The sequence below is a fragment of the Streptomyces sp. NPDC015125 genome (genome assembly GCF_043080045.1).
Classification (GTDB): Bacteria; Actinomycetota; Actinomycetes; order Streptomycetales; family Streptomycetaceae; genus Streptomyces.
Genome location: NZ_JBIBVF010000019.1, coordinates 185,475 through 201,679, shown reverse-complemented (window position 1 = coordinate 201,679; position 16,205 = coordinate 185,475). Strand labels below are relative to the sequence as shown.

The 16,205-nt window shown below is 73.0% G+C and carries 15 protein-coding genes; 7 read left to right on the top strand and 8 right to left on the bottom strand.

The annotated features are described in order from the left end of the window. Positions 1-158: 158 nt before the first annotated feature. Complete coding sequence (locus ACF088_RS30945) at positions 159-1,607, top strand: MFS transporter (RefSeq protein ID WP_392379184.1); 1,449 nt, start codon at positions 159-161, stop codon at positions 1,605-1,607. A 130-nt stretch (positions 1,608-1,737) separates the two neighbouring features. Here ACF088_RS30945 and ACF088_RS30940 read toward each other — a convergent pair whose 3' ends face one another. From ACF088_RS30940 to ACF088_RS30925, 4 genes are read right to left on the bottom strand one after another with little or no spacing between them, the layout of a single operon-like run. Continuing rightward, positions 1,738-2,343, bottom strand: coding sequence for a response regulator (locus ACF088_RS30940; RefSeq protein WP_392379183.1), 606 nt, complete (start codon positions 2,341-2,343; stop codon positions 1,738-1,740). Beyond that, positions 2,340-3,833, bottom strand: a complete 1,494-nt coding sequence (locus ACF088_RS30935) for a histidine kinase (protein WP_392379182.1) — start codon at positions 3,831-3,833, stop codon at positions 2,340-2,342. Before ACF088_RS30935 ends, ACF088_RS30940 begins: the two co-directional genes overlap by 4 nt. A 6-nt stretch (positions 3,834-3,839) precedes the next feature. After that, on the bottom strand, positions 3,840-4,568 hold the full coding sequence (locus ACF088_RS30930; protein WP_392379181.1) for an ABC transporter permease: 729 nt from the start codon (positions 4,566-4,568) through the stop codon (positions 3,840-3,842). After that, entirely contained in the window at positions 4,568-5,551 is a 984-nt protein-coding gene (locus tag ACF088_RS30925) for an ABC transporter ATP-binding protein (protein WP_392379180.1), read from the bottom strand. The genes ACF088_RS30930 and ACF088_RS30925 overlap by 1 nt, the downstream gene beginning before the upstream one ends. A gap of 383 nt (positions 5,552-5,934) precedes the next feature. On the opposite strand from ACF088_RS30925, the gene ACF088_RS30920 reads away from it, so the two are divergent. The 3 genes from ACF088_RS30920 to ACF088_RS30910 all read left to right on the top strand — a co-directional run bounded on the left by ACF088_RS30920 (position 5,935) and on the right by ACF088_RS30910 (position 9,236). Beyond that, positions 5,935-6,810 carry a MaoC/PaaZ C-terminal domain-containing protein gene (locus ACF088_RS30920; RefSeq protein ID WP_392379179.1) on the top strand — a complete coding sequence of 292 codons (876 nt, stop codon included), beginning with the start codon at positions 5,935-5,937 and terminating at the stop codon, positions 6,808-6,810. A gap of 96 nt (positions 6,811-6,906) precedes the next feature. Next, a complete protein-coding gene (locus ACF088_RS30915) occupies positions 6,907-7,983 on the top strand; it encodes a Zn-dependent alcohol dehydrogenase (protein ID WP_392379178.1) in 1,077 nt (358 codons plus the stop codon). A 275-nt stretch (positions 7,984-8,258) separates the two neighbouring features. Next, the gene (locus ACF088_RS30910) at positions 8,259-9,236 is read left to right on the top strand and encodes a 3-oxoacyl-ACP reductase (protein WP_392379177.1); all 978 of its coding nucleotides are present in this window, start codon (positions 8,259-8,261) and stop codon (positions 9,234-9,236) included. Between the two features lie 111 nt (positions 9,237-9,347). On the opposite strand, the gene ACF088_RS30905 is transcribed toward ACF088_RS30910, so the two are convergent. Further along, positions 9,348-9,515 carry a hypothetical protein gene (locus tag ACF088_RS30905; protein WP_392379176.1) on the bottom strand — a complete coding sequence of 56 codons (168 nt, stop codon included), beginning with the start codon at positions 9,513-9,515 and terminating at the stop codon, positions 9,348-9,350. A 160-nt stretch (positions 9,516-9,675) separates the two neighbouring features. Continuing rightward, positions 9,676-11,124 carry a hypothetical protein gene (locus ACF088_RS30900; RefSeq protein ID WP_392379175.1) on the bottom strand — a complete coding sequence of 483 codons (1,449 nt, stop codon included), beginning with the start codon at positions 11,122-11,124 and terminating at the stop codon, positions 9,676-9,678. Positions 11,125-11,399: 275 nt separating this feature from the next. Between ACF088_RS30900 and ACF088_RS30895 the strand changes: the two genes are divergently transcribed. The 3 genes from ACF088_RS30895 to ACF088_RS30885 are packed head-to-tail and all read left to right on the top strand — an operon-like array spanning position 11,400 to position 14,257. Next, entirely contained in the window at positions 11,400-12,275 is an 876-nt protein-coding gene (locus ACF088_RS30895; protein ID WP_392379174.1) for a Nif3-like dinuclear metal center hexameric protein, read from the top strand. Then, positions 12,272-13,015 carry a zinc ribbon domain-containing protein gene (locus ACF088_RS30890; RefSeq protein WP_392379188.1) on the top strand — a complete coding sequence of 248 codons (744 nt, stop codon included), beginning with the start codon at positions 12,272-12,274 and terminating at the stop codon, positions 13,013-13,015. The genes ACF088_RS30895 and ACF088_RS30890 overlap by 4 nt, the downstream gene beginning before the upstream one ends. Positions 13,016-13,018: 3 nt before the next feature. Continuing rightward, the gene (locus ACF088_RS30885; RefSeq protein ID WP_392379173.1) at positions 13,019-14,257 is read left to right on the top strand and encodes a bifunctional RNase H/acid phosphatase; all 1,239 of its coding nucleotides are present in this window, start codon (positions 13,019-13,021) and stop codon (positions 14,255-14,257) included. A gap of 179 nt (positions 14,258-14,436) precedes the next feature. Here ACF088_RS30885 and eda read toward each other — a convergent pair whose 3' ends face one another. Together eda and yaaA are read right to left on the bottom strand one after the other, a co-directional pair. Further along, on the bottom strand, positions 14,437-15,147 hold the full coding sequence (gene eda, locus ACF088_RS30880) for a bifunctional 4-hydroxy-2-oxoglutarate aldolase/2-dehydro-3-deoxy-phosphogluconate aldolase (protein ID WP_392379172.1): 711 nt from the start codon (positions 15,145-15,147) through the stop codon (positions 14,437-14,439). A 151-nt stretch (positions 15,148-15,298) separates the two neighbouring features. After that, positions 15,299-16,096, bottom strand: coding sequence for a peroxide stress protein YaaA (gene yaaA, locus ACF088_RS30875; protein WP_392379171.1), 798 nt, complete (start codon positions 16,094-16,096; stop codon positions 15,299-15,301). Positions 16,097-16,205: the final 109 nt, after the last annotated feature.

Here is a 16,205-nt window from a genome sequence, read left to right as displayed (position 1 = left end):
ATGCCACTCCGCATTCGTTAAATCCCCACGACCCATGGAACCAGCCTGACCCCAACACCCCACCCACGTCCGAAGATCCGAGAAACACCGCCTAGGTCTCCGGTCAGTTGGCCTGTGCACCGAAATACCGATGCGGGAGGCAAGCGGCGAATGCGAGCATGGGCGGCATGCCGCCGATAGCCGCCCCCGCCACCATGCCCGAAACCACGCGCCGGACGGCCGCACCGGCGTGGCTGGTGATGCTGCTGGTGTGTGCGGGGCAGTTCCTGGTCGTCCTGGACGTCTCCGTCGTGAACGTCGCCCTGCCTGCCATGCGGACCGGCCTGGGCCTGAGCGAACTGGGCCTGCAGTGGATCGTCAACGCGTATGTGATCACCTTCGCCGGCTTCATGCTGCTCGGCGGCAGGGCCGCCGATCTCTTCGGCCGTAAGCGGGTCTTCGTCCTCGGGCTGGCGCTGTTCACCGTCGCGAGCCTGGGCGGCGGGCTGGCCCAGCAGCCCTGGCAGCTGATCGCGGCCCGGACGGTCCAGGGTGTCGGCGCCGCCGTGCTCTCACCGGCCACCCTCACGATCCTGACCACGTCGTTTCCGTCCGGTCCGGCCCGTAACCGAGCCATCGCCACCTGGACGGCGGTCGGTGCCGGCGGTGGCGCGGTGGGCGGTCTGGTCGGTGGGGTGCTCACCGAATACCTGTCATGGCGCTGGGTGTTGCTGATCAATGTGCCGGTCGGGGCGCTGGTGCTGACCGGTGCGGTGGTGTGGCTCACCGAGAGCAAGCAGGGCGTCGGGCGGCGGCTGGATGTGCCCGGCGCGGTGCTGGTGACCGCCGGGCTCGCGCTGGTGGCGTACGGGATCGTGCAGACCGAGACGGACGGCTGGACCTCGGCCTCCGCGCTGCTGCCGCTGGCCGCCGGGCTGGTCGTGATCGCGGCGTTCCTGGCCGTCGAGGCGCGCGCCAAGGCTCCACTGATGCCGCTGGGGCTCTTCCGGGTGCGCTCGGTCTACTCGGCGAACGGGGCGATGGTGCTGGCCGGCGCCGCGATGTTCTCCATGTGGTACTTCCTGTCGCTGTACGTGCAGAACGTGCTGGGCTACCGGCCCCTGGAGGCCGGGCTCTCCTTCATCCCGCACTCGCTCTCCATCGTGCTGGGCTCCAAGATCGGACCGCGGCTGATGAACCGGGTGGGGGCCAAGACCCTGGCCGTCACCGGTGCGGTGATCTCCGCGGCCGGTATGGCGTGGCAGGGGGCGATGGACGTCGACGGCAGCTACCTCGGCACGATCCTCGGCCCCGGCATCCTGATGGCGTGGGGCGCGGGCCTGACCGCGACGCCGATCGCGGCGATCGCCACGTCCGGTGCCGACCCCGCCGACCAGGGACTGGTCTCCGGCCTGATCAATACCTCCCGCCAGATGGGCGGCGCGCTGGGGCTGTCGGTCCTGTCGACCATCGCCGCGTCCCGTATCGCGGCGGATCACGGCGGTCCGAAAGCCCTGGCGGCCGGGTACGGTCTGGCCTTCCAGGTCGGCTCCGTGATCCTGCTGTGCAGCATCGTGCTGATGGTCCTCGCGCTGCCCCGGCGACGGGCCGACGCCGCCCACGGCTGAGTCGCCCGTGGCTGAGCCGCCCACGACCGAGCCACCCACGACCGAGACGCCCACGACCGAGCCACCCATGGCTGAGCCGCCCCACGACCGAGCCTGCCGCGGGGCCCTCCGGCCCGCTGCCTCCCCCCCGCTACAACCAGCCGTTCCGCCGCGCCGCCCGCACCGCCTCCATACGGTTGCGGGTGCCGGTCTTGCCGATGGCCGCGGAGAGGTAGTTGCGGACGGTGGCCTGGGAGAGGTGGAGTTTGCCGGCGATATCGGCGACCGTGGCGCCGTCCACAGCGGCGGTGAGGACATCGCGTTCGCGCTGGGTCAGGGGGTTGGGGCCGGCGCTCAGCGCCGCCGCGGCGAGGCCGGGGTCGATGACCCGCTCGCCGGCGAGCACCCGCCGGATCGCCGCCGCCAATTCCTCCACCGGGCCGTCCTTCACCAGGAAGCCGGACGCCCCGGCCTCCATCGCACGGCGCAGATAGCCGGGGCGGCCGAAGGTCGTCACGATGAGTACCTTGCACGACGGCAGCTGTGTGCGCAGGTCGGCCGCGGCGTCCAGGCCGCTGCGGCCGGGGAGTTCGATGTCCAGGAGGGCGATGTCGGGGTGGGTGTCCAGGGCGGCGGCGACGATCTGATCGCCGGCCGCGACCTGGGCCACGACCTGCATGTCCTCCTCCAAGTCGAGCAGCAGCGCCAGCGCGCCCCGCATCATCCCCTGGTCCTCCGCCAGCAGGACTTTGATCACCGGGTCAACTCCTCCACGTCCGCCATATCACCCGTGCCGACCGGAAGTTCCGCCGTGACACGGAAGCCGCGCCGGCTGTCCGGGCCGCTGCGCAGGGTGCCGCCCACCGCGGCCAGCCGCTCGGCCAGCCCCTTCAGTCCGGTGCCGCCCACCGGTCCCGAAGAGCCGGCCGGCGCCCTGGTGTCCGGCTCGCCGGAGCCCTGCGCAGCAGCAGGCTCCGGGCGGCCCGTGCCGTCCGGACCGTGCGCACCGTCCGTACCGCTCAACTCGTCCCTCACCCCGTGGTCGCCCGGATCGCCGCCCGGATCGCCCCCGCCCGGATCGCCGCCGCGCCCGGGGACGCGGTCGCGCCCGGGGACGCGGTCGCGAAGCCAGGCCGGCCCGGGTGCCGCGGCAGCATCGGAGCTTACGGGACCGCGGCCGTCATCCGTGATCGTCAGCCGTACCCGCTCCTCGTCGGCGTGGACGTCGATCTCGCAGCGGGTGGCGCCGCTGTGCCGGACGGTGTTGGTGACGCCCTCGCGGACCACCCAGCCCAGCAGCGCACCGGCCTGCGGGGGCAGCGGCGGTCCCGCCTGCCGTACGACGGGTTCGATGCCGGCCGCTTCCAGCACCGAACGGGCCCGGTCCAGCTCGGTGGTCAGACTGCCCTCGCGATAGCCGGTGACCGCCTCGCGGATCTCGGTCAGCGCCTGCCGGCCGACCGCCTCGATATCGGCGGCCTGGGCGAGCGCCGCCTCCAGATTGCGCGGGGCCAGCCGGCGGACCGCCTCGGCCTTGACCACCACCACGGACAGGGTGTGCCCCAGCAGGTCGTGCAGATCGCGGGAGAAGCGCAGCCGCTCCTTCTCGACGGCGCTGCGGGCGAGCTCCTGGCGGGTGGTCTTCAGCTCCTGGATGGTGTCGAAGAGGCTGAGGACCGTGGCCGTCACCGTGCCGGACAGGAAGGTGCCGTACCCGATGCCGAACGAGCCCCACGGGTCGGGTCCGTGCCAGCCGACCAGATATCCGGCCGTGCCGCTGAGCGTGATCAGCCAGAGGGCGAGCTTCTTGCCGCGCAGCGCGCGCACCGTGCCGGAGGCCAGCGACAGCAGCGGGAAGAACAGGTACCAGTTGCCGCCGAACCCGAGGGCGATGGCGAAGGTGACGGCGGTCAGCAGGCCGAGTGCGTAGAGCGGGCGGCGGGAGTTCCGCAGCCGCGGGTTGAAGGACGACCAGACGACGCTGATGTAGAGGGAATTGAAGGCGAGCAGCCCGAGGCCGGCCAGCCAGGGGTTGCCCGTCTTGCCCTGGATGATGTTGGAAAAGGCACCCAGGCCCATCAGCAGCCAGGGCAGGAAGGCGTACTTGCCCGGTCCCTGGTCCGTCTTCCTGCCCGGCCGCTTCGGCCGGCACGTGCGGTCGCCGGCGCCCTCCGCGCCGCCGGGCTCGCCGTCACCGGCGGCCCGCTGCTTGGTGTGCTGCACTGTCACTTCCCCGGTCTGCACCATCGTCGATCACACCGTTCGTGCGGCCCGACGGTACGCGTACACCGCATATCCGCCGAAGAGTGCCAGCCAGGCGGCCAGCACCGCTACGGTGCCCAGGCCCGGAGCGCCGCCCTGGGTGATGCTCTGGCCGAGCTCGGCGAAGCGGTTGCCGGGGGTCCAGGACGACAGCGAACGCAGCCAGCCGGGGAACAGCTCGGCCGGGAACCACAGGCCCCCGATGATCGACAGCAGCAGCATGCAGCCCGTGTTGACCATGCCGGTGGACTGCGAGGAGAGACGGTAGCCGTTGCCGAGGCCGAGCAGGGTGAAGGGGGCGGTGCCGATCCACAGCAGGCCGGCCAGCGCGGCCCACTGCCAGGCCGGCATCCGGACGCCGTTGACCAGCGCGCCCACCAGCAGCACGGAGGCGATGGCCGGCAGTACCGTCACCGAGCCGGTCAGCCCACGGCCCACGACGACCCGTATCGGGCTCAGCGGGGTGATGCGCAGCTGCCGCAGCCAGCCCAGCTGTTTGTCCTCGGCGACGCCCGTGCCCGTGCCGATCGCCGCGCCCAGTGCGCCGTACGCGGCCATGCCGACCATCGATGCGGTCTTCCACTCCATCCCGACGCCGCCGGGGCCCGCACCGATGTTGGTCATCAGCACGTACATCAGCACCGGCATCCCGATGCCGAAGATGACAAACCCCCGGTCGCGCAGGGTGCGGCGCACTTCGAGGCGGATGTAGTCGAGCATCACGCGAGCTCCTTCACGGACCGGGTGGTGGCGGCTTGCGCCGGGGCGTGGCCGGCGGCGTTGCCGGAGGTGAGGGTGAGGAAGGCGTCCTCCAGGCCGGTGGGGGTGACCTGCAGCGCGCGGACGAGCCCGAGCCCGGCCAGTGCCACGACCGTCGCGTCGGAGTCCGTCGTCCGCAGCAGTGCGCGGTCGCCGCGCACCTCCACGGCGCTCACGCCGGGCAGCTCGGCCAGCGGCGCGGTCGACGCGCCCGCGAGGTCGAAGGAGACCAGCGTGCCGCCGGCCCGCCGCTTGATCGCCTCGCCGCTGCCGTCGGCGACCACCCGGCCGCCGTCCATCATCACGATCCGGTCGGCGTGCTCATCGGCCTCCTCCAGATAGTGGGTGGAGAACACGATGGTGTTGCCGCGGCGGGCGTACGCGCGCATCGAGCGCCAGAAGGCGCGGCGTGCCTCGACGTCCAGGGCCGCGGTCGGCTCGTCGAGCACCAGCAGCTCGGGGTTGCCGGCCAGCGCCACCGCGAAGCGAACCCGCTGGGCCTGCCCGCCGGACAGCCGGTCCACCCGCCGCCCGCCGAACTCGCCCAGGCCCGCCAGCTCCAGGGCCTCGGTGACCGCCATGGGGCGGGGGTAGGTGGCGGCGACGAAGGTGATCAGTTCGCGGACGGTGACCCGCGGAAGGGGCTTGCCGTCCTGCAGCATGGCACCCACCCTGCCCGCCCGTACCGCCGTCTCCGGGGTGCCGGCGAACAGCCGCACCGATCCCGTACTGGGCGGCAGCAGTCCCAGCAGCATGGTGAGGGTGGTGGACTTCCCCGCACCGTTGCGCCCGAGCAGCGCCATCGTCTCGCCCGCCGCGATCTCCAGGTCCAGCCCGTCCACGGCCCTGACCGCGCCGTAACTCCGTGTCACCCCGGAGAAGGTCACCGCCGCGGCTCCGCCTGTCGTGCGCGCAGCGCTGACCGGTCCTTTCGTCCGTGCCATGCCTACCCCCGCCTCTCGTTCGATGTCTATGACATTACGGAGAGTTGCCGCGGGGCGTTAGAGGCGAATGTATGTGATCCCCCCTGACAAATGTCACGGTTGGGCGCGGCAGAGGTCGGGTGGCGGGCACGCCGGCGCAGGGGATCCGAGGGGATCCGAGGGGATCAACCTGAATCCGAGCGGATCTGACAGAGCGTCAGGGGGCTTCCGGGTGTCGGACGGATCAGCTATACATGAGGACCATCGGCTAGAACGCGTTCTAGAAGTGTGCGAGGCATGCCGGCGGAGCGCGGCCGCGCCGACCAGATACGACCCCGGCACGGTCGACGGTGCGGACGGCCGGGCCGGGGTCTTCACAACGTGGTGAAGGAGCAAGCAGCCCCATGCCCATCGACGCCGCCAAGGCCACCTCCGCCGAGCCGCGGACCACCGAACTCGCCTGGGACCACAAGGACGTCCAGCTCTACCACCTCGGCATCGGGGCCGGCGCGGCCACCCCGGAGAAACCTCACCCCGCCACCGACCCGGACGAACTGCGCTACACCCTGGAGAGCGCACTGCACGTCCTGCCCAGCTTCGCCACCGTCGCGGGTGGGGGAATGGCCCTCGCCGGCGGACTTTCCGCCCCCGGCATCGAGGTGGACCTCGCCGCGGTCCTGCACGGCGGCCAGACCGTCACCGTGCACCGTGCCCTCCCGGTGAGCGGCCGCGCCACCCAGACCTCGTCCGTCCCCGCCGTGTACGACAAGGGCAAGGCCGCCGTCATCGTGCTGCGCTCCGAAGTCGCCGACGACGACGGGCCCTTGTGGACCTGCGACACCCAGATCTTCGTCCGCGGCGAGGGCGGCTTCGGCGGCGACCGCGGCCCCTCCGCCCGCCTCGACCTCCCCGACCGCGCCCCCGACCTGCGCACCGAACGCCACATCCGCCCGGACCAGGCGCTGCTCTACCGCCTCTCCGGCGACTGGAATCCGCTGCACGCCGACCCCGGGTTCGCCAAGCTCGCCGGGTTCGACCGGCCGATTCTGCACGGGCTGTGCACCTACGGGGTCACCCTCAAGGCGGTGGTCGACACGCTGCTCGGTGGCGAGGTGGCCCGGGTGCGGTCGTACACGACCCGTTTTGCCGGGGTGGTCTTTCCGGGGGAGACGCTGCGGATCGGCCTGTGGCAAAAGCCCGGCCGGATCCAGGCGTCGGTCACGGCCGCCGACCGCGACGATGCGCCGGTTCTGGCCGACACCGTGGTGGAGCACAGCTGAGGAGACACCCAATGGCGAGTGCCGTCCGGTGCGCGCCGTCGCTCCGGCCGGTCCGGACGGGGGCGGGATTGCCGTACGTACGAGAGGAGTCGTGACATGCGCGCAGCCGTACAACACGAGACAGGGCAGGACAAGCTCGAAGTCCTCGACGACATCGAGGCGGTGGGGTTTGGCCCCGGCAAGGTCAGGATCCGGATCCGGGCGACCGGTCTGTGCCACTCCGACCTCTCGGCGATGAACGGGGTGCTGCCGCAGCCCGCCCCCTTCGTCCCCGGGCACGAGGGCGCCGGGGAGATCCTCGACGTCGGCGACGGCGTCACCGGGCTCGACCGGGGCGACCGCGTCCTGATGTGCTGGCTGCCCGCCTGCGGCGGCTGTCCGTCCTGCAAGCGCGGCCAGACCCATCTGTGCCTGGCCGGCTTCATGAACGCCGGCACGCCCAACTTCCGGCGCCCCGGCGGGGAGGTCTTCGGCTTCGCCGGCACCGGCACCTTCACCGAGGAGGTCGTGGTCGCCGCCAACTGCGCGGTGCCGATCCCGGACGATGTCCCCTACGACATCGCCGCGCTCATCGGCTGCGGAGTCACCACCGGGCTCGGCGCGGCCCTCAACACGGCCAAGGTGGAGGCCGCGTCCTCGGTAGCGGTGATCGGCTGCGGCGGCGTCGGCATCTCCGTCATCCAGGGCGCGAAGGCCTGCGGCGCGGCCCAGATCATCGCCGTGGACCCGGTCCCCGCCCGCCGGGAGGCCGCGCTGCGCTTCGGCGCGACCGAAGCCGTCGCACCGGAGGAGTTCGCCGACGCCAAGGCCCGGATCACCGCGGGGGAGGGCTTCGACTACGTCTTCGAGGTGGTCGGCAAGTCCGCCACCGCCCGCACCGCCTACGAGATGACCCGGCGCGGCGGCACCCTGTGCGTGGTCGGCGCGGGAGCCATGGACGACACCTTCCAGGTCAATATGTTCGAGCTGTTCTTCGACGAGAAGCGGATCCTGCCGTCCCTGTACGGCGGCGCGGATGTGCTGCGCTCCTACGAGCGGGCCATCGCCCTGTGGCGGGCCGGCCGGATCGACCTCGAAGGCCTGATCACCCATCGCGTCCGGCTCTCCGAGATCAATGACGCGCTCGACCAGATGCGCTCCGGGACCTCGCTGCGCACCTGCATCGAGATCTGACGCCCACAGCCCACGGCCGGCTCACGGCCGACTCACAGCTCACGGCCGACCCACGGCCGACTCACAGCTCACGGCCGACCCACGGCCGGCTCACGGCGCGCACCGTCGCGCCGCACCCCCGCACCCCACCGCACCCCCGCACCCCACCGCACCCCCGCACCCCCGCACCCCCGCACCCCCGCACCCCACCGCACCCCCGCACCCCCGCACCCCACCGCACCCCACCGCACCCCACTGCACCCCACCGCGCTCCGAGAAGACTGGAGAGGACAGGAATGGCACAGCCACTGGAGGGCCTCACCGCGATCGTCACCGGTGCCGGGCGCGGCCTGGGCCGCGCCGAGGCCCTTGAACTCGCCCGCCTCGGCGCATCCGTCGTGGTCAACGACTACGGGCAGCCGGGCCGCGACGGCTCGGGCGAGGCCTCGGCGGCGCCCGCCGAGGACGTCGCCGCCGAGATCCGTGCGGCGGGCGGCCGGGCCGTCGCCCACCTCGGTGACGTCGCCGACCACAAAGACGCCCGCGCACTCGTGCAGCTGGCGGTCGAGACGTACGGACGGCTCGACATCCTGGTCAACAACGCGGGCATCCTGCGCGACCGGATGGTGTTCTCGATGACCGAGGACGAGTGGGACTCGGTCATCCGCGTCCACCTCAAGGGCCACTTCAACACCACCCACTTCGCCGCTGCCCACTGGCGCGAGCGTTCCAAGGCGGCCGGCGGTCCGGTGCACGGCCGGATCATCAACACCTCTTCCGAGGCGTTCCTCGCGGGCTCGGCGGGCCAGCCCAACTACGCGGCGGCCAAGGGGGGCATCGTCGGCCTGACCACCTCCACGGCCCTGGCGCTGGGCAAATACGGCGTGACCGCCAATGCGATCTGCCCGCGCGCCCGTACCCGTATGACGGAGGATGTCTTCGCCGGCCTCCCCGCACATCCGGGGGGCCGGGAGCCCGGGGAGGCCGGGGAGGGCCGCGAGGGCGGGCTCGATGTGCTCGCGCCCGACCATGTCGCACCGCTCGTCGGCTATCTCGCCTCTCCGGCCGCGGCCCGGGTCAACGGCCAGTTGCTGGTTGTGCACGGCGGCATGGTCGCCATCGCCGAACGTCCGCGGATCGCCGCCAAGTTCGACACCACCAAGGATCTCTTCAGCTTCGAGGAGCTGGATGAACTGCTGACCCCGTACTACGCGCAGCGCCCGCCGGACGAGACCTTCGCGGCGGCCGAGGTACTGGCCCTCAAGCACGACTGACCCCGCCGCGCGACGCACCGTGCACAACGGCCGTGGCCGCCGCCCGCGACGATGCGGTGCGGCAGCCACGGCCGTTCGTACGGTCGGCGGTCAGGACTCGCCGGACCGGCCTTACGCGTCCTGCGGCTGCTTGTCCCGGCGGTGCCGGCCATGGGCGGTGGAGTCGGACTCCTCAGCGGCGGCCGGGCCACGGTGCTTGCCGGAGCTTGCGGCCTCGGCGGCCTGGGCGGATGCCTCCTGGGGGCGCGCCTGGGTCGTGTCGGTTCGGGCTTCGGACATGGAAAGAGTCACTCCGTCAAATCGCTTACAGCTGTACGCATCGGGACCTCGCCCGACGACCGCAAAGGCTGACCCGAGCGGCACTGTCGGTGGCCGGTCAACCGGCTGCGTAGCCCCCGCCCGAAATTCTAACGGGGCCGGAAATCGCGCTCCACCGGGTCTACCGTGCCGCCAGAGGTGCCTGTTGCAAGGGAACTGGCCTGCACATTCCAGGATGTGCGGGGAGATGCCGCGGTTCCGTGGGCGCGGACCGGGGTTGTGCAGATGCTGTGGAGCGGTTGTCGGTTTCCGCTGCATCCAGGACAATCCTCCCGCCGCTCCCGGCGACCGGCCCGGCGGCCATCCCGGCGACCGCCCCGGAAGGCGCTCCCTGCGCCCCCTGTACCGGCTGCACCGGCTCTACCGGCTGCACCGGCTGCACCGGCTGCACCGGCTGCACCGGCTCTACCGGCTGCACCGGCGGTTGCGGCGCTACCGGCTGTACCGCCTGCTCCGGCGGATCCACCCGCCGCCTCGGCCCCGACTGCTCCACCGGCCGCCTGGGCCCCGCCTGCTCCTCCTGCCCCACCTGCTCCGCCGGCCCCAGCGGTACGGCCATCCGCGCCACTCCACACGGCTCCGCCCCCGTCGCGTACGGCAGCAGCAGTTCGCCGCCCGCCGTCCACAGTCCGGCTCCCACCAGCCATCCCTCCGGCGCCGGGAAGTGCTGCAACTGCCGCTCCGCGGGCCGCCAGACACCCAGCCACGTACCGTTCGCCGCAGCCATCCGGAACGCCACCGCACAGCTCTCCGGCGCCAGCAGCTGTCCCGGTTGCATCGCGAACGGTGTGAGAGCTGCCTGAGCGGGGCGCAGGCACTCCGGGAAGCGCACCGGCAGACTGCTGCCCAGTACGGCCCAGCCCAGCCGGTCGTGCCCCGGGGCGTCCGACCGTACGAGCAGCAGCCCGCTGTCCGGATCGGCGAGCAGCAGCCGGTCGTTGCTCTCCTCGGTGATCTGCAGCAGCGGGCCGCTCTCGCCGCCCCGCTCCAGATCGACCACCACGGTCTTCGTCCGGCCGTCCGTCTCCCGGTCCAGCGCCAGCAGCCGGCCGCCGCGGTCCAGCCAGACGCCCCCCGTACAGCGTCCCGGGATCCGGGCCACCCGCTCGGGGCCGTCCGCGCCGCCGTGCAGCAGCCACAGAGCGGTCGTGTGCGCCTCGGGTGCCAGGGCGTAGCCCCGTGTCCCGCCGGGGGCGGGCGGCAGCAGGGTCAGCTCGGGGGCGTGCACGGCGCCCAGCAGGAGTTCACCGGTGCCGGGGCCCGCCGGGTAGAGCAGGGAGACGGCGAAACGGTCGGCGACCCGACGCAGGATCAGCACCCGTCCGTCCGTGAGCGGCAGCAGCGCGCTGTCCGGCTCCTCGGGCTGGGTGCCCTGCAGCGGCACGGCGTACGGCTCGGGGCCGCTCAGCGTCCAGCGCTCCGGAAACCAGCTCCCGGCGGCGTCGTCGTGACGGGCGAGCCGGGCGGCGTACGAACCGTCGGCGGCGATCGTCAGCGCCGCGCGGTGCGCGTCGTCCCGCGTATCCCGCATGTCCCGCGCCCTGGCGTCCTCAGTGGCACAGATCGTCATCGCAAGGTCACCTCCAGTCGGCAACCGAAGCTAGTTTTCGCACGTCCGGCCGATCGCCGGGAGTTGCCACACTTCACGCATAAGGGTGGCGATTGTCCGGTCCGCCGGTTCCCGACGGGGTGGTTGTGCTTTGGATTTCCGGCATCAGCCGGTTCGGATTTCCCACATGGGCCGGTTCGGATTTCCGGCATGGGCCGGGCGGCGGAGGGGCAGGGGGCGGGGAGACGACCCCAGGGCCCCGCGCCATGTCACAGCTGGGAGGTAACCTTCCACCCGTGCCCGTACTGTCTGAAGTCCTCACCGCGCTCGACGCCCTCTGGCCCCCCGAGCGGGCCGAAGGGTGGGACGCCGTCGGCACGGTCTGCGGAGATCCCGGCGCCGAGGTCCGCCGGGTGCTGTTCGCCGTCGACCCGGTCCAGGAGATCGTCGACGAGGCGGTGAAGCTCGGCGCCGACCTCCTCGTCACCCACCACCCGCTCTATCTGCGCGGGACGACGACGGTCGCGGCCTCGACCTTCAAAGGCAAGGTCGTGCACACGCTCATCAAGCACGACATCGCCCTGCATGTCGCGCACACCAATGCCGACACCGCCGACCCCGGTGTCTCCGACGCCCTGGCCGGCGCGCTGGACCTGCGTATCCTCGGCCCGCTGGTACCGGACCCGAGCGATCCGGCCGGCCGCCGGGGCCTCGGCCGGATCTGCGAGCTGCCGCATCCGATGACGCTGGCCGACCTCGCGGCATACGCCGCGGACCGGCTGCCCGCCACCGCCCAGGGCATCCGGGCGGCCGGCGACCCGGACCGCGAGATCCGGACCCTCGCCGTTTCCGGCGGCTCCGGCGACAGCCTCTTCGATGACGTACGGGCGGCCGGTGTGGAGGCGTTCCTCACCGCCGACCTGCGCCACCACCCGGCCTCCGAGGCCACCCAGACCGCACGGAACAGCCCGCTGGCGCTGCTCGACGCCGCCCACTGGGCCACCGAATGGCCGTGGTGCGAGCAGGCCGCGGCCCAGCTCGACGCGGTCTCCGACCGGCACGACTGGGGACTGCGTACGCATGTCTCCCGTACGGTCACCGACCCCTGGACCGCCCACGCGGCGTCCACCCCCTTCTTCGCCCCGACCCACACCACAGGAGCCCCACGCTGAACGCCGCGCCCGCCGACCAGATCCGCCTCCTCGACGTCCAGGCCCTGGACGTGAGGCTCACCCAGCTCGCCCACCGGGGCAACAACCTTCCCGAGCTGGCCGAGCTGCAGACCCTGGAGGCCGACCTCATCCAGCAGCGCGACCTGCTCGTCGCCGCGCAGACCGAGGAGAGCGACACCAGCCGCGAGCAGACCAAGGCCGAGCAGGACGTGGACCAGGTGCGCCAGCGCGCCGCCCGCGACCAGAAGCGCCTGGACTCCGGTGCCGTCACCTCCCCCAAGGACCTGGAGAACCTCCAGCGCGAACTGACCTCGCTGGCCAAGCGCCAGGGTGACCTGGAGGACGTCGTCCTGGAGGTCATGGAGCGCCGCGAGAGCGCCCAGGAGCGGGTGACCGAGCTGACCGGCCGGGTCGACGCCATCCAGGCCAAGGTCGATGACGCCGCCGCCCGCCGGGACGCCGCCTACGCCGAGATCGACGCCGAGCGTGGCACGGTCGCCAAGGAGCGCGAGCTGACCGTCGCCGACATCCCGGCCGATCTGCTGAAGCTCTACGACAAGATCCGCGCGAAGGAGGGCGGCGTCGGCGCGGCCCGCCTCTTCCAGCGCCGCTGCGAGGGCTGCCGGCTGGAGCTGAACATCACCGAGGTCAACGATGTCCGCGCGGCCGCCGCCGATGCGGTGCTGCGCTGCGAGAACTGCACCCGCATCCTGGTCCGTACGCCCGACTCGGGTCTGTAGGCCGTGTCGCGCGCGCTGGTCGTCGAGGCGGACGGCGGCTCCCGGGGCAACCCGGGGCCGGCCGGCTACGGCGCGGTCGTCCTCGACCCGGAGTCGGGCGAGGCGCTGGCCGAGGCCGCCGAGTTCATCGGCACCGCCACCAACAACGTCGCCGAGTACAAGGGCCTGGTGGCCGGTCTGCGGGCGGCGTATGCGCTCGACCCGCAGGCCCGCGTCCGGGTGCGGATGGATTCCAAGCTCGTCGTCGAGCAGATGTCGGGACGCTGGAAGATCAAGCACCCGGACATGAAGCCGCTGGCCGCCGAGGCCGGTTCGATCTTCCCGCCCGACCAGGTCACCTACGAGTGGATCCCCCGCGCGCAGAACAAGCACGCGGACCGGCTCGCCAACGAGGCGATGGACGCCGGCAAGCTCGGCAGGCAGTGGGAGCCGGGCAACTCCAAGGCGGCGCTCGCCACCGCCTCGGCGGCAGCCCCGGCAGCCCCGGCGGCCCCGGCGGCCCCGGCGGCCGCGCCCGCCCGCAGCGCCGCCGCCCGGGCCGCCGACGAGGCGGTGGCGACGGCGGAGGACTCCGCCTCCTCCGCTGCCCCGTCGGTCGGCTGGGGCTCTCCCGACCTCGGTCCGCCCGCGACCTTCGTCCTGCTGCGGCACGGCGAGACCCCGCTGACACCCGAGAAGCGGTTCTCCGGCAGCGGCGGCACCGACCCCGCACTCTCCGCCGCCGGGCGCCGCCAGGCCGAGGCGACCGCCGCCGCGCTCGCCGCCCGTGGCACGATCCAGGCCGTCGTCAGCTCACCGCTGCGGCGCTGCCGGGAGACCGCAGGTGCGGTCGCGGACCGGCTCGGCCTGGAGGTCCGTATCGAGGACGGCCTGCGCGAGACCGACTTCGGGGCGTGGGAGGGGCTGACGTTCGCCGAGGTGCGTGAGCGCCACCCCGATGACCTCGACGCCTGGCTCGGCTCGGCCAAGGTGGCGCCCACCGGAGGCGGCGAGTCCTTCGCGACGGTCGCCCGCCGGGTCGCCGTCGCCCGCGACAAGCTCCTCGCCCGGTACGCGGGCAGGACCGTCCTCGTGGTCACGCATGTCACCCCCGTCAAGACGCTGGTCCGGCTGGCGCTGGGCGCCCCGCCGGAATCGCTGTTCCGGATGGAGCTCTCCGCGGCGTCGCTCTCGGTCGTCGCGTACTACGCCGACGGCAACGCCTCGCTGCGGCTGCTGAACGACACCTCGCATCTGCGGTAGGGCCTGCCGCCCCCGTCCCCGTCCCCGCACGTCCCCTTACCCGGCCCCGGCGCGTGCGCGGAACTCGGTGTCCCCGTGCGCGCGTCGTACGCGTCGTACGCCGGGTCCGCCGCTCCGTACGCCACAGGGCCCGGCGCCTCGCAGGCCGCGAGGTGCCGGGCCCGTCGTGCGAAACGGCCTCAGGCCGCCAACGCCGCCGCCTCCTGGGCGAGTCGGCGCACCCGGTCCCAGTCCTTCGTGGCCAGCGCCTCGGCCGGCAGCATCCAGGTGCCGCCGACGCAGCCGACGTTCGGCAGCGCCAGATACGACGGCGCCGACGCCAGGCCGATGCCCCCGGTCGGACAGAAGCGGGCCCGCGGCAGCGGCGCGGCCAGTGCGGCGAGATAGGCGGTGCCGCCCGCCGCCTCGGCAGGGAAGAACTTCATCTCGGTGATGCCCTCCTCCAGCAGCGCCACCACCTCCGAGGCCGTGGAGACCCCCGGCAGGAACGGCACCCCGGAGTCCTGCATCGCGCCCAGCAGCCGCGGCGACCAGCCGGGGCTGACCAGAAAGCGGGAGCCGGCCGTCAGGGCCGCCTCGATCTGGCCGGGGGTGAGCAGGGTGCCCGCGCCGATCACCGCCTCCGGGACCTCGGCGGCGACGGCCCGGATCGCGTCCAGCGCGGCGGGCGTCCGCAGGGTCACCTCGATCGCGGGCAGCCCGCCCGCGACGAGTGCCCGGGCGAGCGGTACGGCATCGGCCGCATCGTCCAGCACGACGACCGGGATGACGGGAGCGAGCCCGAGGACCGAGGAGGCCGGTCCCCCCGTTGCCAGCTCGGACGGGGGAGGGGTGGAGAGCTTGGGGGAGGCGGGCGCGGGGGAGGAGGCGGCGCGAGTCACGCCGCCCATACTGCGCCCGCCACCCACTCTCCGCAACGATCGTTGCGCATGCTGCAACCGCACACCCCGCTGGGCGGCCCTACGGCCCATCCGCCGCCTGCTCGCCCGCCTCGACCCGCCTTTACCCGCCCCGCCCTTACCCGCCCCGCCTCGCCCCGCCCTACAGCTCCGTCACGATCACATCGACGGCCCACGCCTTGCCGGCCCTCACCGGAGGCTCCGCCTCCACCGCATACCCCAGCCCCCGCAGCGCCTCCACCAGCTCCGCCGGACCCGCCGGAGCCAGGCCCGCCGACAGCAGATCCCGCACCAGCCGTCCCTTGGTCGCCTTGTTGAAGTGGCTGACCACCGTCCGCTTCTCCACACCGGCCACGAGCTTCGACTGCAGCACCCGCACCGTCGCGGTCCGCCCGGCCACCTCGCCCTTGGGTTTCCAGGCCGTCGCATACGCCGCCGAGCGCAGATCGAGGACCAGCCCCTCCCCGGCGACCCCGGGCATCACCTCGGCCATCGGCGCCCGCCAGTACGCGCCCAGCGCGCCCAGCCCCGGCAGCTTCACACCCATCGAGCAGCGGTAGGACGGAATCCGGTCGCCGATCCGTACGGCGCCCCACAACCCCGAGAACACCAGCAGGGACCGCTCGGCCCGCTTCCGCGCCGCCGCGTCCAGGGACGCCAGACCGAGCGCGTCATAGAGAACCCCGGTGTAGATCTCCCCGGCCGGCCGCGTCCCTGCCGTCCGCAGCCCCGCGTTCTTGGCGATCTCGCCCTTGAGGCCCTCACTGAGCCCGAGCACCTCCTGGGCCTTGGCCTCGTCCGCCGTGCACAGCTCGACCAGCTCCTCCAGCACCGCCGCGCGCGAGGCGGCCAGCCCCGGCAGCGACAGCGCACCGGCGTCCAGCGGCGCCCCGGCCGCTCCCGCGGCCTTCCCTTCGGACGGCGGCAACAGCACGAGCACGGTGTTTCTCCCTCACGGCGGTACGGCGGTACGGCGGGGTGCGGCCCCGGCACAGCGTATGGCCTGCGACGGGCGGGCCGAGAACCGTGAGGCGCCGGCCGACCCGGGC